Below are 14,839 nucleotides of genomic sequence, written 5' to 3' on the forward strand. Positions count from 1 at the left end.
TCACGCCTCACCACGAGCCAGGCCAACTCGGGTGACCTGGATAACCTGGTCGATGGCTTCCTTGGCCTTGTCGAGCCCCATCAATCCGAAGAGTGCAGGAAGCAATGCCTTGCGGATGGCCGCCTCGATGTTCTGGGGATTCAATGAATGTTCGGCCACGGCCTGCCGCACCACGGCATCGATTTCTTTGGCTTGCCCAACCCATGCCGCTTGATCCGTTTCTGCAAACGCATCCTCACCAAGTACCAGACGACAGATACCAAAATAGGCGCGCAGATGCTTGCTCTCACTGAGCTCAGCGGGCAGACCGCCGACGTCTCGCGCATCCACCTGTTCTTCGAACTTCTTCAGCAAGGCGTACTGCTTCAATGGATGATCGAACATGGCCTCCGCCTCGGCGATGGCCTGCTTGAGCAGATCAGCAAACACCTTTTGCGCATAGGGGTCGTCGGCCAGATCCTGTTCGATCGTCTTCTTCAGACGCGTGCGGATCATATCCGTCTCATTGCGGGTCTTTTCTTCACTCCATTGTTCGACCTCTTCAGGTGCGCCCAACTGGTGAACCAGGTAAACGCCCTTGGGCTCGCGGACTTGGCTTCCTACGACCTGCTTGTCCACCAAGCGGCGAATCTGCTGTTCATACACGCTGTAGTCAACCGTCTCCAACGCATCCTGGCGAGCGATCGTGCGCAGGCTGGTGAAGAAACGCAGGTCCTCCTTGTATCGATGAACGTCGGCCTCGGAGAAACTATGGTCTTCGAAGAAACTTCGTGACGACAATGCCGTCTGCAGGCAAAGACCAAACGCGGTCAATGCGCTGTAGAAGTCGTCGCGAACCTTCTGCCGCGTATCATAAGTTTGGCCGTCTTCGTCCTCGGCGTAGCGGGGCATCAGCAATTGCCTGTACTGCTCCAGATCCTGCTTGTTCTGCACCTCGGCGAAGATCGCCCACAACTCATCGTGCAGCCCCGGCAGGCGCTTGTACTCGGTGCTCATCTGCTGATAGAGACCCTCGATGTCGGCCAGCTCGTAGCCGCCTTGCGTTCGGTTCTCCAGGTCTTGATAGGCACGCACGGCCGTGTCCAGCTCCTTCAGGATGCCACGGTAATCCACCAGTACACCGTAGCGCTTGGCTTCGTGCAGGCGGTTCACGCGGGCCACTGCCTGGATCAGGCTGTGCTCCTTCAAGGGCTTGTCGATGTAGAGCACCGTGTTGCGCGGCTCGTCAAAGCCCGTCAACAGCCGGTCCACCACGATCAACAGATCCGGCTCGCCGTCGCTGCCAAAGTCCTGCAAGACCTGTTGCTCATAGCCTTCGGCATTCTTGCCGACATGGCTGTTCCACCATTTCTGCACTTCGGGCAGCTTGCTCTCATCCACCTCGGTATTGCCTTCACGGCTGTCTGGTGCGGAAATGATGACGGCACTGCTCACCAGGCCCGTGTCATCAAGGTATTGCTTGTAGCGAATGGCTTCCAGCTTGCTGGCGGTGGCCACCTGACCTTTGAGACCTTGCCCGAGCTTCTTGATGTTCTCGTTGAAATGTTGGGCGATGTCCCAGGCGATGAGTTCGATGCGGTTGGCGGCCCCATAGACGGCCTGCTTGTTGGCGAACTTGCGCTTGAGGTCGGCGGCCTGCTCGGGGCTCAACCCCGCCGTGATGCGATCAAACCAGCGGTTGACGGCCTCTTCATTGATGGTCAGTTCCGGCACACGCTCTTCATACAGCAGCGGCGCCACCGTGCCGTCTTCCACGGCACGCTGCATGGTGTAGGCATGCACGATGGGACCGAACTTGTTGGCCGTCTTGTCCTTCTTCAACAAGGGTGTGCCGGTGAAAGCCACATAGGCCGCACGCGGCAGCGCCTTGCGCATGCGCTCGTGGGTTTCGCCTCCGTGGCTGCGGTGGCCTTCGTCCACCAGCACGATCATGTCTGCCGATGGGTTGTAGCACTCGGGCAGCTTGGAGGCAGTAGCGAACTTCTGCAGCAGAGTGAAGATGATGCGCTCTGACCCTTGGCCAATGCGCTTGGCCAGCTCACGGCCCGAGCCCACCTTGGCTTTCTCGCCGTCCTTCTTGGTGGCCACGGCGGAGCCGAAGGCACCGCTGTTCATGAAGTTGCGCGCCAACTGGTCTTCGAGATCCAGCCGGTCGGTCACCACCAGCACGCGGCAAGCCTGGGTGCTCTGATGCAGCACCAGTGCCTTGGTCAGGAAGACCATCGTAAAACTCTTGCCGGAACCGGTGGTGTGCCACACCACACCGCCTTCGCGACCGCCATCCGGCTTGCGCTGGTTGATGCGCTCCAGCAAAGCCCGAATGCCGAAGAACTGCTGGTAGCGGGCCACTACCTTGCCTGCCTTGCGATCGAACAAGACGAACAGGCGCAGGTATTCCAACAAACGCTGCGGGTGCAACAAGGCTGCGAGCAGACGGTCTTGCTCGTTCGGGAGCAGTGGCTGCGTCCATAGTTGCCGGAAGTAGCTTTGCAGCTTGCTTGGCTTACCGGCCAACAATGCGGCTTCAGCGTCGGTGCTGAGTGGCAGGTTCTTCCACTCGTGCAATTGCGCATCACTAAACTGCTCTTCGCGCCAGCGTGCCCAGAACTTCATGGGGGTGCTGGTCGTGCCATAACGTGCTTCGGTGGGGCTCACGGCCAGCAGCAACTGGGCATAGGCAAAGAGTTGGGCAATCTCGTCTGGCCGCTGGTTGCGCAACTGCTGGCTGATGCCTTCCTCGACCATGGCTTGGCCCATATGGCTGGCATCGGGACGCTTGGCCTCGATCACCACCAACGGCAAGCCATTCACATAGGCCACCACATCGGGTACACGATGGTGGGTGCCGTGAGTGGACAACACCTCCAACTCTTCGGTCACGTCCCAGCGGTTGGCGGTCGGGTCGTGCCAATCGATGAGGGCAATGGTCGGCTGGTGCTTCTTGCCATCGGGCATGAACTCGGTGACGGTCACCCCCAGCGTGAGCATCTGATAGACCCGCTCATTGGCCGGCAACAGGCCCTCGGTCAGATTCACCGCCTGCACCTGCCGCAGGATCTGGTCGATGCCGCTGGGCGAGAGCGGGAAAGACTCTCCCTTGTAGTCGAAGCGCCGGGTTTGCAGCACCTCGATGAGGCGCGGCTTTAAGATGACCTCCCGTGTGCTGCCGCGCAAGGCCAGCGCCTGGGCCGTGCTCAGGAAATGCCAGCCCAGATTGATCAGCAGATGCAGTGCCGGGATGTGGGCGCTGTATTGCTCGCGAGTTTGGGGGAGGGCGCTCATGCGGCCTCCGGTTCTGCCGTCGTGTCGGGCATACGAACGCGACGTTTGCCGGTCAGCAGGTCGGCCATGAGGGCGCGTTTTTCTTCGCGCAGATGATCCAATTGCTTTTCCAGCGCTGCTATCTCTTCGTCCGCAGCTTTAAGCACGTTGACGATCGCAACCTGCTCGCTCAGTGCTGGGATCTCCACATGAATCTCTCTGAAGTGATGGAACTTGAGATTCCACGTGTCTGACACCAGGCCCTGCGAGTATCGGTAGAAAAGGAAGACGACCGGTCTGTATTTGAAAAGATATGCGGCGAATTGCGCATCGATTAAATGCGTTTTCGGCCTTACAACTGTGTAAGCCGGACTGACGATCCCCTCATGAGCGGAGAGTGCTGAGACACCCTGCCACATACGCATGGTGTTGTAGGCAATGTCTCCTGGGCAGACCCGCAAGTACTTGGACTTGTCTTCATTGGACGTATCTTTACGGCCGACATCATCACGAGGAATGACGCCCTGCTCTCGGGTGATAGAAAGCAAAGGGAGGTCCGGGCGGTCGGCCTCAACACGCTCGTCGAACAATTCGCCAAGGCGATAGCCCTTCTTATTTTGAGTATGGCCGAGCAGTCGCTGCCCGCCCCCGAGTAGACGATCCGATAAAGCATCTCGCTGTCTACGGCTGGCAGTAAGAAGCTTCTCGCTTGCGCTAATAGCTAAATCCCACACCTTTATGAATTTGGTAATGTGGCTTTGTTCATCAAGCCCGGGTATCTCAATTTGCACCCTATTGAGGATTTCCTGGCTCAGGTTGCTAATGTTGGTTCCAGCACCGCCCAGCTGCATTTGTGCGGCCACGTGTGGTGCACGTAACAAATAAGCTGCGAAATCCGGTGCAAGTTTTGCGGGATCAGCGCGCCCTCTGATAGTAAAGCCTGAGAAAGCCAATCGGTCTGTTACTGCGGGGAAGTAGAGACACCGCCCTATAAGGGCCTTGTTTCCGTTTGAGCGGACGAACAGCAAATCACCAGACTTCAATAGGTCCGTATCGCTGACTCGGCCCTTTACTCGAACAACCTGTAACGCAGCAGTGTCGTTGAGCACGTCACGCGCTTGGAAATCTGCGACGCCCACAATTTTGATCGCCTCGCCGGCATCTGAAACTGTGTAATTGAGGCCATTGCGGAACGTCATCAGCTCACTCAACTGAAATGTGCGCCAATCCTTAGGCATCGTTCTTCCTCCCTTTATGGCTTCTATGCTGACTGCTCAGCTGCTTCTCCACCTGCTCCAGTTCTTGCAGGTCTGCGCGATCAGCCTCTAGCGCCTCGGCCTGCCGCCGAGCCGCATCAAACTGCTCATAGCGTTCGTGCGCAATCGTCGTCATGGCCTGATGACTCATGCGGCCCGGGCCCTGCAACACGGCCTGCTCGTTGAAGGTCATGAAGCTGTCCACGTAGGCTCGCCAATCCGCCATACGCAAATCTTTGCGCTGCATGGCGCGCAGCTCGGCGAAGTCCAGGAACAGGCTGACAATGCGATTGAGCTGGTCCAGTTCTTCGGCGTTCAGGTAGTTCTTGGCCACGGTCACATCACCCTTGCGGACTCGCCCGCCCTTCCAGGACGTGAGCGCCATGTTGGGTTGAGCGGGGTCAGCGCGTTGCACGATCAGCTCTGCGGCGGTGTGGCCCGTGACTGCGAAGAACATCTTGTTCTGTACTTCAGCGAAGAAGAGGCCGGTGGCTTGACCATCGTCCGCGTAGTCCACCGAGAGCGCGAACAGGTCGCGCATCTTTTGGTAAAAGCGCTTTTCCGACGAGCGTATGTCGCGGATGCGTTCAAGCAGCTCGTCGAAGTAATCCCAGCGGTCACCGCCCTTCAAGCGCTCGTCATCCATGACGAAGCCCTTGATCAGGTATTGCTTGAGGTGGGTGGTGGCCCACTGGCGGAACTGCGTGCCGCGCGGCGACTTGACCCGGTAGCCGATGGCCAGGATCATGTCGAGGTTGTAAAGCTTGACCGTTCGGCGGACCTGGCGGCTACCTTCTGTTTGAACTATTAAGTCATCTTTAATAGTTCGAACTTCAGTCAACTCTCCCTCATCCAGCACGTTTTTGATGTGAATGTTGATGTTAGGGATGGAGGTCTGAAAGAGCTCAGCCAATTCGGCCTGGCTGAGCCAGACCGTGCCATCCTCGGCGCGCAGGAAGAACTGCGCTGAGCCATCCTCAGTAGCATAGAGCACCAGTTCTGCGCGGGGCCTCGGTTCACTCATAGCCCAGTTCTTTCAGATAGCCGGCCATTTTTTCCTCCAGCACCGCCAGCTCGGCTTTGAGCTTCAGGCGTTCTTCGCGCACGGCCTTCAGGTCGATGGCCTCAGCCTCTTCGAAGGTGTCCACATAGCGCGGGATGTTGAGGTTGAATTCGTTTTCGGCGATCTCGGCCGGGCTGGCGAGGTAGGCGTACTTTTCAACGCTCTTCCTTTCGCGCACGGTTTGCTCGATGCGTTCGAGGTCTTGCGGGCGCAGTACGTTCTGGTTTTTACCATCCTGATAGTCACGACTGGCGTCGATAAAGAGCACCTTGTCGTCGGACTTCTTCTTGCGCAACATCAGGATGGCGGCCGGAATGCCCGTACCGTAGAACAGCTTCTCGGGCAGGCCGATGACCACATCGAGCAGGTTTTCTTCGATCAGCTTCTGACGGATCTTGCCCTCGGCGGCGCCACGGAAAAGCACGCCGTGCGGCACCACCACGGCCATACGGCCCGTGCCCGGCTTCATGGTTTCGACCATGTGCAAGATGAAAGCGTAGTCAGCCTTGGTGCGCGGGGGCAGGCCACGGCGAAAACGCTTGTACGGGTCATCGGCTGCGGCTTCATGTCCCCACTTCTCCAGCGAAAACGGCGGGTTGGCCACGACGATATCAAAGTGCTTGAGCAAGCCCTTGCCATCGAGCAGCTTGGGGTTGCGCAGGGTGTCGCCCCATTCGATGCGGTGATTGTCCTCGGCATGCAGGAACATGTTCATCTTGGCCAGCGCCCAGGTGCTGCCGATGGCCTCCTGCCCAAACAGCGCGTATTTGCGGCTACCCGCCTTGGCGCGAATGAGCTGTCCGCACTTCATCAGCAGGGAACCTGACCCGCAGGTCGGGTCACAGATTTCATCCCCTTCCTCGGGGACCATCAGGCGAGCCATGAGCTGGGACACTTCGGGCGGCGTATAGAACTCGCCGGCCTTCTTGCCGCTGGTCGAGGCAAAGTTCTTGATCAGGAATTCATAGGCATTGCCGATCACGTCCAGGCTGCCGACCCGACTCTCACGCAGATCGAGCTCGGGCTTGGCAAAGTCTTCCAGGAGGTGACGCAGGATGTCGTTCTTCTGCGCCTCGTCGCCCAGCTTGGTTGAGTTGAAGCTGATGTCCTGGAAAACATCGCGCAGCTTCGTCAGGTTGGCCTCTTCGATGGCGTGCAAAGCCTTGTCGATTCGCTCGCCATTGCCGGGCTGATGTCGGGCCTCATGCAAGGCGTAGAAGTTGGCGCTGCGAGGCAGTACAAAGCGCTCGTTTTTCAGCAGCTCTTCAATCAAGGCCGGGTGATCCCCGTGCTCGGCCTTGTAGCGGTCGTAATGGTCTTGCCAGATGTCGGAAATGTACTTCAGGAAGAGCATCGTCAGGACGTAGTCCTTGTAGATGCTCGGGTCCACGGTACCGCGGAAGGTGTCGCAGGCGTTCCAGACGGCGGCGTTGATGGCGTCTTGCTGGATGGGGGTAGCACTCATGGGTCAGTTAGCTTGGGATTCGTCAGAAAAAAGGGCATGCGCCAGCGCATCGAGCTGCTGCTGGCGGTTGCGGATCAAGGCATGGAGCTGTCGCTCTTCGTGCATGGCTGCTTCGGCCAGTGAGACGACCAAGTGTTGCTGTTGAAGCGATGGTACAGCCAGCGGCAGTGCTTCCAGTACCGGGCGGCGGATGCTGAGCTGATCAGAACCTTCAGCATTGCTGGCCAAGTAGCGCTGGGCCGGAGCCCGGTTGATTTGCCAGGCCAGAAATTCAGGCAACAGCACTTTCGACTTGATGCGAATCAAGAAAAAAGTGGGGGAACACACCGTCGGCTTGGGCACCTCGCGCAAACAAACTGCGTAGTTTCGCGCGCCCCGGGCAACGAATACGACGTCGCCAGGCTCAAGCCATTGAACAGCTTTGCTGGTATCGACCTCAGTGCGGACGAGTCCATCCCATCCCACTTCACCATTGGGGCTCAGGTCACGCATTTGCAGCGCAAACGCGTTCCCGGATTCCACGAGCGGCACGCTACCGCGGAAGGGGTGCCCCGCCTGGACATCGGCCAGCGTTTTCAAGTTACAGTTCATTTGCATAAATCCGATTGATGCCGAATTTTGCTTGCACGGTCTGCGAAAAGCAATTACATTGTGATCTGCATCGCATCATTCCGATTGATGCACATTAAATAAAGGGGTTTCAAATGGAAGAGTACCAAGTGAATTGTGTGAACAAGCCGAATCGCAACAGTGCGCACGAACACATCACGCATATCGGGCATACCGGCAACAAATGGCGTCTCAGCCGTGAGGCAGCCATTGCCCGCATCGAGTCCAAGACCGAGGCGTTCTACATCGTCGATAAAAGCACCGGCAAACGCGTCTACATCGGCGTAGTGCGTGAAGCGGGCAAGATGCCTTATCTGCGGACGTACGCGGATGGCAAGTGGAATGACAACTTGCTGGCGCAAAGCGAGTGCGGCACGGAGTGCGCGTTGATTGGTTGACCAGAAATGAGCGGGCCGAGCATGGCCGGATCTCGCTTTCAATATTTGAATTGGTGAATAAAGATGAAAGTAAGTGACTTCGTACACCGTTACCCGACGTTTGTTGGAAGGCGGAGGGATGGAATATGCCGAGTGAGGGTCTTCGTGACAGATTCCTCTTCGGTCGTCGCGCTGCTGACTGATATTGGAGATCTGAACTCCGGAGCTTCAGTGACGAATTCGGTAGAGAACATCTGTCTGTCATTGACCAGGGGAGGGCTTGTCCCTGCTGACTGCCGGTTCGTCGAGCATTACCCCGAAAACTCATTTCGAGGCGATACATTTGACCTGGTCACTTTAGGCAAGGGCAATTCGCCTGGTTGGAAAGCAATTACCCAAGCAGAAGCAGAATCGCTTCTGCAGTGTGGTGCGGAGGAATTGAAATCAAGAATTGAGGATAGTCAGCCGCTGTTGAATGCAGCGGATCGCATTCGGTTTGAGATTGATCCGCACATCGACTCGCCCTGGCCTGAAAATCATGAGAAGACATGGCGCCGGAATCAAATCGAAGCGGGCATGATTTCCAAGAAGGAGTTGGCTGATCTGGTGGAAAGCAACGCAACTGAGCAAGCGCTGCAGAAATTATTGAAGCAAGATCTTTCGATATTCGGTGAAATCTACGCAGACCCGAAGGAGGAATACATCTGTTTCTCGGAATTCGCGCTGGATGCGGGTCGGGTGGACTTTGTAGTCTTCTCCGGCAGATCCAGAATGGACGTTACCTTCATTGAGGTAAAGGGCGCTGATTTTCACCTGCTCAATCAAGGTCACTACAATAAATTCTCCAGCAAAATTGAAGAAGCAACTGACCAGATCAGAGCGCGTCTCAGGCATGTCATTGAAGACATCAAAGGCTTCAGACGTAGCGCGCATCAACTTCGAATGCAAATCGAAAATGGCGGCTCAGCGTTTAACTCACTGTTGGGCCCAGAAGGACGACTGCTCGTAGACCCGGATAAGGATATCAATATCAGATATGTCGTTATCGGAGGAAGGACAAAAGACGACCTCGAGGAGAGCAAGAAGCGTCATGACTTCGAACGGAACACGCATCCGTCCATACGAATCGAGTCATGGGATACCTGGCTTCGCAAAATCCGGCGCGGGTGAAACTCTTCAATAGAAGTAGCATCACCGTTGCCGGATCGAGCGAGTTCAGTTGCGCTTGCCGATTCGGCCAATCGTGCTGGCGCATGCTCCTGCACGCCTGGCTGGTGATAAACGACAACGCCAACCCGTCGGTTGGCGTTGTCGTTTATCGAGTCACCTTCTATGTCAGCAAAAAGGTGCTCTGGCGGATCGATCGATTTGTGGGAAGTCATAGTTAGCGAAAAACCAGACCATTGATTTAAAAGGTGATTTTCACTGATATGACGCCTCTCAGCGAAAATATCATGTCCTAGTTAGTGAAAAAATCCTAGTTCGCGTCACCGTTAGTGAAAGCAGATAAATCAATATTGCTGGATCAGTCGACCGAGTAGCTCAAGCATTCAGCTCAAACCACCTCCTGATGTGCCGTCGGCTAGTTCGTTACCTGTTTAAGAGCTTGGACGCATGCTTTTAGGCGTCTCATCCTGATACAGCTTTTTCAGGTTCGGAGGAAGACGACGCTGAATACCCTCAGGAATAACCCGCGAAAGCACAGTGCATCCCATCTCAGCTAAGTCCTTTTCAGCTTGATGTAGCTTACTTCCTAGCTCTGATGACTCATCCTTGCTCCAATTTGCGGCGTCGTAAAGAACCGGTATGTTGATCATCAATCTTCTATCTTTACTTACAGCGCAGGCGTCTGGCGCTCCGACCCAAGTAAGTTCGGTAAGTTTGTCCTCAAAAACACGGACTACTTTTTGAGGAATCTTCTGCTCAACCATAGAGCTTGCCTCGATATTATAGTTGATGGAATTTGGCAACTCCCTCTCAATAAATGCCAAATGATGCATCGCAATTATCACGATCACATACCCGACAGCAAGGATCCCAAAATGAATGGTTGTCGCCTGATCAAATGCATCTGGCACAAGTATGACAACTGCCCCGGCCAATACCATTGGGACCAATAGAAGCCCCATAAAAAACTGAGCACCAATATTAAAGAAGTATCCATATTGTCCGAACTTAAAAAACCATACGGACCTGATCTTCTTGAACCTAAAAGTGCTTCGTACAAATAGTGCTGCCACCCAAATCACCATACAACTAATCGCTACATACAAATACCATGTGCTGTCCATGGGAGCGAGCAGATCGAAAAATTTCGCTGCTTGACGCGTCGTTATATCTGCCGCGGAAAGAGACGATGCACTCGGTGATTTGCTGGCCTCTACCATTCCCGTAAGAATGATGTCGCCGAGTTTATAAACTGCGATACCAGCACCGATTTTTGGACCAAGGTTTTCCTTCGCCAAAGAAAAAAGCCAAGTCTTCGGTCCTGCGCCTTGTTTCAAAAACGCCCACAGTGTTTTTAAAAATACCCGCACTTTTAAAAAGTTCCTTTTTGCTCCAATTTCCTACTCCAAATTTCGGAAATTCAATCCAGTAAGTTTTGCTTGACGGCTGAATGTGCTTCGCCCACTTTTCCGCCCCATATGACAACATTGCGTGCCGCATCTCAACTGATGTAATGCGGCTTGGTATCACACCAAGCCGGCTTGTAACACGAGAATCCTCTTACCTGCCGCAAACAGCACAGACTGTCTTGGCTATACCAGTCGGAGCAACGAACAGACCCTTTATCAAACGCCCGGAGGGACCGCTATAAAATCCTTCGCAGGTTACTTTGCACTTATCGTTCAAAATGTGTTCCAGGACGTCGCTTTGTTCATCTGGCGTTAGGCCCTTGTACCAATTGTCAAAAATTTCCTTTGCTGACATTTTCATCCTCACTTAGGTGTGTTCCCACAAAGTTGACAGGTTCCAGCTTTGAACGTGAAAGGGGAGGCCGAGCAAATTGAACAAACAATATCTGTTTGACCTGGCATTAATTTCTTTAAAGAATGACGGTAAGCCTTCTGTTTGAATCCATCAGAGACTTGGCCAATATTTTCTTGATCTTTTGCATCCATTTCCGCAAGGTAGGTATAAAACCACTCCAGCTCGGCCTCATCTTTCCCAAGCAGTTTCAAGGCTTCACTACTTACGTAAATATTTGATCTACGGCCGATAAGATAGCTCTCTCTTTTCTGTTCCAATTTAAGAATCAAGGACAGAATAGAAACGGATAAAAGCACCGCCGAGAGCAATATTGAGGCGATATTGAACTGGACTTCGTATGGCCCACCCTTCGTTATAAGCAACGCAGCGGAAAAGATGATGGGCACGATCACCGTAAGGATCGTAATACTTGTAGAAACGTATCCAAGATCACGTAACTTTTCTGCATATATATATTCAGCTGCCAGAGCATCTGTTCTTGCTTGCAAAAGCCTGTCGCTCATGTGACTCCTTTTCTATTTGATTTGTTATGGAAGGAATACTTACATACGCGGCTTGTCCAATTTATTCATCTGGCTATAACGCCAGTCATATTTCAACAAGCACGCCCCCCCTTCCCAGCGTAAGTGCCACCGAAGTCTAGGTGGAATATTTGGTAGTGACAATACGTTTCAAGATTTTTGTTGAACTCAACTTGAACGAAATTAAATCTAGCATTCCTGCGATTGCTGCTAAAGCGCTGGTTCTCTAGGGGAATTGACCTTCTCAATTGCCCACCAAGGCAGTCACGCAGTCACACTCTTGTCATATCGGCACCTCTGACGAACAGCGACATCAGTTTCAAGGTTCTTCGTTACTTGGGAGATGTGATCGTCTTGGCTCCGTTAAGTCATGCGGAAAGTAACGGCGCGAATTCCCCAGAACACTAGCTAGCTGATCGCGTGGATCGCGGAGGACTCAGCGCTTCGGATCAGATGTGTGACTGATCCAAATTGAGCAAACTCGCTAACTGTTTTTGGTGCATACGCCGATTTCTGCGTAGATCATTTAGGACCAATCCCATAGGTGTCACGGCCAATCCAAGAGATATGAGAAAGCTTGATTTTACGCGAGAAAACAATGAGGAAATAGGAACAAAACTGAACAAAATCAAATACTTAATTGACTTTCGTTAGCCTATCTTTTGGCTAAACCGAACCAGCTAGCTACCTCGCATCAAGGCGTTATATTTGAGACGCAAGATCGCATGACAAAAAAAAGAGAGCCATATCGGCTCTCTTTTTTCATTTACTATGACTATTCGTTTTCACGGGAGTGACGATTTTTTCACTTACTGTGACTCCCTACACGATTTGTAGGGAGTCACAGTAAGTGAAAATCCAGGGCACTGATTTCAAAGGCTTTTTTCACAATCGTGAATATGCGCCGGAGCTGCAAAGAATCAGATTAAGTGAAAAAAAATGAATATGCGTCACAGATAATGAAATTGGGGATACTCCTCGAGCACAGTCACCGCTATTTGCTGACCATTATCGATTATTTCTTCATTTCCCTCTGTTCGCGTATGCATCAACGCCGACCGCTCAATTCGGTTCGCTAAACTCCTAACGCTGTGTCAGTAGTGCAATGGCCTCAAATAACAGGTCAACGATTATTTCCGATCCAACGGCATACTGGCTTTCTTGCCCGGAGAGAAACATGAACGTAGATCGGACGGAAGAAAAATTTTGCGCTAGCAAAATCAGATGCACAGCACTCGGCCCCCTGACGCCGGCCAACCAGTTTTGCACAGTCCTCTCGCTTGCGTTCGTAAGCTTACACAGCGTCTTCACAGCGTGCCGAGATGTTCCAATCTCTTGCTTGAGCGCGACCTCAATCGCTATCGCATATTCATGAGATGTTAAATTTTTGGGAGCTTGATTCCGCAATTTTTTGCGTGCTTCTCGCAACATATTTCACCTCAGCGAAAGTATATTGATCCCAGACATAGGAGGTTAGGTCGTAGCGCAGATGCATTAGATGAGGTGAAGGCGATGTCTTCAAACAGACCCGCAAATCGCACCCAGGACAAAGCTACTCAGCAGCGTGCTGCTGCGTATGTACGTATGTCCACTGAGCACCAGCAATATTCGACCGAAAATCAGCTCGAGGTAATAACAGCGTTCGCTCTGTCACGAAACCTGGAAATTACTAAGGTCTACACGGATGCGGGCAAGAGTGGATTACGACTAGAAGGTCGTGACCAGTTGAAGTCACTTTTGATTGACGTAGAGTCTGGAGTCGCTGAATTCGGAGTTATTTTAGTCTACGACGTCAGCAGATGGGGGCGTTTTCAGGATCCCGATGAGAGTGCTAGCTACGAGATTCGTTGCAAGCAAGCGGGTGTTCGAGTTCTTTACTGTGCAGAACAATTTGAAAATGACGGTAGCGCGGTTTCTAGCATCATCAAGAATGTCAAACGGACAATGGCTGGGGAGTACAGCCGCGAATTAAGTGTAAAGGTTCATGCAGGTCAGCTACGGCTAATTCAGCTTGGAGTTCGTCAAGGCGGCGCTGCTGGATACGGCCTCCGAAGAATGCTGGTTGATCATACGGGGAACCACAAAGGAATACTGCAGGCTGGCGAACATAAATCCATTCAAACAGACAGAGTAATCTTAGTGCCAGGACCGGAAGACGAGACGGAAACGGTTCGATGGATTTACAGCGCATTTGTCGAAGACGGTTTGAGTGAGGCTGAAATTGCTGCCAGGCTTAACGATCAGGGTAAGCTGACAGATCGCCGGACGTCATGGACTCGTGGTACGGTTCATCAAATTTTGATTAATGAGAAGTATGTAGGAGATAACGTCTGGAACCGTACATCGTTCAAACTTAAGTTGGAGCGTGTTCACAACCCGCCAGCTGCTTGGGCCCGCGCTGAGGGAGCTTTTTCTCCTCTTGTAGACCGCCTCATTTTCAATGCAGCACGTCAAATCATTTTGGCCCGCTCTTATCGGCTTACTGACGATGAAATGCTGGATGCGCTGAAACGATTATTGCATCAACATGGACGGCTCTCAGGAATAATCATTGACGAATCTAATGGCTGCCCGTCTAGCAGCGCGTTCGCCAGCCGCTTCGGCAGCCTCATTAGAACATATACACTTATTGGTTACGATCCTGGACGGGACTATCGCTATCTTGAAATCAACAAAAAGCTCCGGGAAGCTCATCCAAAAATCGTCTCCGCGGCGATTACCGCGATACATGCGGTTGGAGCAACGGCAGAACAGGACCAGAAATCCGATCTACTGTGGATCAACAGGGAGTTTAGTGCAGCCCTTGTGCTATGTCGTTGCCGCAGTCTGACTAACGGCGTCAACAGATGGATCTTGCGATTCGACAATTTAGTACGAGCTGAAATCACTATTGCAGTCCGGATGAGCGAGGACGCATGCGCGATCCGCGACTATTATCTCCTTCCCCATATAGACGTCTTTTCTCAAAAGCTCCGGCTCGGGGAGACGAATGAAAATGGGTTCGACGCGTACCGCTATGATGACCTGTCCATGCTTACCTATTTAGCGCGCCGAATAGCACTTTAAGAGGGAAATATGGAAAATCCTCAAGAGCTTCATCCGGAACATCTAGACGCGTCCAAACAAATTTCGCTTATCCCCGCCGACCGTATTCGGATTTTGAATCCGCGCAGCAGAAATCCACTCATTTTTTCTCGACTTGTTGAGAACATTTCTGTACTAGAACTCATTTCATAAATAGGGTCTGTTAACTTTTTGTCGTGCGTGTTAACTTCTTCGTATGGCGCGAAGAGAAG

At 53.0% G+C, this 14,839-nt stretch carries 10 protein-coding genes; 3 read left to right on the plus strand and 7 right to left on the minus strand.

Features of this window, described 5'->3' with window-relative positions:
• From HWE01_RS16905 to HWE01_RS16925, 5 genes are read right to left on the minus strand one after another with little or no spacing between them, the layout of a single operon-like run.
• Positions 1–3,282 carry a type I restriction endonuclease subunit R gene (locus tag HWE01_RS16905; protein WP_241822379.1) on the minus strand — a complete coding sequence of 1,094 codons (3,282 nt, stop codon included), beginning with the start codon at positions 3,280–3,282 and terminating at the stop codon, positions 1–3.
• Positions 3,279–4,499 (minus strand): restriction endonuclease subunit S, encoded by a 1,221-nt coding sequence (locus tag HWE01_RS16910; protein ID WP_241822380.1) that lies wholly within the window; start codon positions 4,497–4,499, stop codon positions 3,279–3,281. Before HWE01_RS16910 ends, HWE01_RS16905 begins: the two co-directional genes overlap by 4 nt.
• Complete coding sequence (locus HWE01_RS16915) at positions 4,492–5,541, minus strand: virulence RhuM family protein (RefSeq protein ID WP_241822381.1); 1,050 nt, start codon at positions 5,539–5,541, stop codon at positions 4,492–4,494. The genes HWE01_RS16910 and HWE01_RS16915 overlap by 8 nt, the downstream gene beginning before the upstream one ends.
• Complete coding sequence (locus HWE01_RS16920) at positions 5,534–7,045, minus strand: type I restriction-modification system subunit M (RefSeq protein WP_241822382.1); 1,512 nt, start codon at positions 7,043–7,045, stop codon at positions 5,534–5,536. Before HWE01_RS16920 ends, HWE01_RS16915 begins: the two co-directional genes overlap by 8 nt.
• 3 nt (positions 7,046–7,048) lie before the next feature.
• The gene (locus tag HWE01_RS16925; RefSeq protein WP_241822383.1) at positions 7,049–7,624 is read right to left on the minus strand and encodes a restriction endonuclease subunit S domain-containing protein; all 576 of its coding nucleotides are present in this window, start codon (positions 7,622–7,624) and stop codon (positions 7,049–7,051) included.
• 125 nt (positions 7,625–7,749) lie between these two features.
• Here HWE01_RS16925 and HWE01_RS16930 point away from each other — a divergent pair, with 125 nt between their 5' ends.
• Entirely contained in the window at positions 7,750–8,052 is a 303-nt protein-coding gene (locus HWE01_RS16930) for a DUF3892 domain-containing protein (protein ID WP_241822384.1), read from the plus strand.
• 144 nt (positions 8,053–8,196) lie between these two features.
• A complete protein-coding gene (locus tag HWE01_RS22940) occupies positions 8,197–9,201 on the plus strand; it encodes a Shedu immune nuclease family protein (protein ID WP_241822385.1) in 1,005 nt (334 codons plus the stop codon).
• Positions 9,202–9,629: 428 nt separating this feature from the next.
• On the opposite strand, the gene HWE01_RS16940 is transcribed toward HWE01_RS22940, so the two are convergent.
• Both HWE01_RS16940 and HWE01_RS16945 read right to left on the minus strand, forming a co-directional pair.
• Positions 9,630–10,568, minus strand: a complete 939-nt coding sequence (locus HWE01_RS16940; RefSeq protein WP_241822386.1) for a hypothetical protein — start codon at positions 10,566–10,568, stop codon at positions 9,630–9,632.
• Positions 10,569–10,970: 402 nt separating this feature from the next.
• Positions 10,971–11,525, minus strand: coding sequence for a mobilome CxxCx(11)CxxC protein (locus HWE01_RS16945; protein WP_241822387.1), 555 nt, complete (start codon positions 11,523–11,525; stop codon positions 10,971–10,973).
• A 1,530-nt stretch (positions 11,526–13,055) separates the two neighbouring features.
• Here HWE01_RS16945 and HWE01_RS16950 point away from each other — a divergent pair.
• The gene (locus HWE01_RS16950; protein ID WP_241822388.1) at positions 13,056–14,609 is read left to right on the plus strand and encodes a recombinase family protein; all 1,554 of its coding nucleotides are present in this window, start codon (positions 13,056–13,058) and stop codon (positions 14,607–14,609) included.
• Positions 14,610–14,839: the final 230 nt, after the last annotated feature.

Origin of the sequence: Herbaspirillum sp. C7C8 (assembly GCF_022627875.1) — a bacterium.
Lineage (GTDB): Bacteria > Pseudomonadota > Gammaproteobacteria > Burkholderiales > Burkholderiaceae_D > Herbaspirillum.

Bases quoted from the DNA above. Each gene is read 5' to 3' on its own strand.
- HWE01_RS16915 (WP_241822381.1), bottom strand. From the start codon at position 5,541: ATGAGTGAACCGAGGCCCCGCGCAGAACTGGTGCTCTATGCTACTGAG.
- HWE01_RS16910 (WP_241822380.1), bottom strand. From the start codon at position 4,499: ATGCCTAAGGATTGGCGCACATTTCAGTTGAGTGAGCTGATGACGTTC.
- HWE01_RS16945 (WP_241822387.1), bottom strand. From the start codon at position 11,525: ATGAGCGACAGGCTTTTGCAAGCAAGAACAGATGCTCTGGCAGCTGAA.
- HWE01_RS16905 (WP_241822379.1), bottom strand. From the start codon at position 3,282: ATGAGCGCCCTCCCCCAAACTCGCGAGCAATACAGCGCCCACATCCCG.
- HWE01_RS16930 (WP_241822384.1), top strand. From the start codon at position 7,750: ATGGAAGAGTACCAAGTGAATTGTGTGAACAAGCCGAATCGCAACAGT.
- HWE01_RS16950 (WP_241822388.1), top strand. From the start codon at position 13,056: ATGTCTTCAAACAGACCCGCAAATCGCACCCAGGACAAAGCTACTCAG.
- HWE01_RS16920 (WP_241822382.1), bottom strand. From the start codon at position 7,045: ATGAGTGCTACCCCCATCCAGCAAGACGCCATCAACGCCGCCGTCTGG.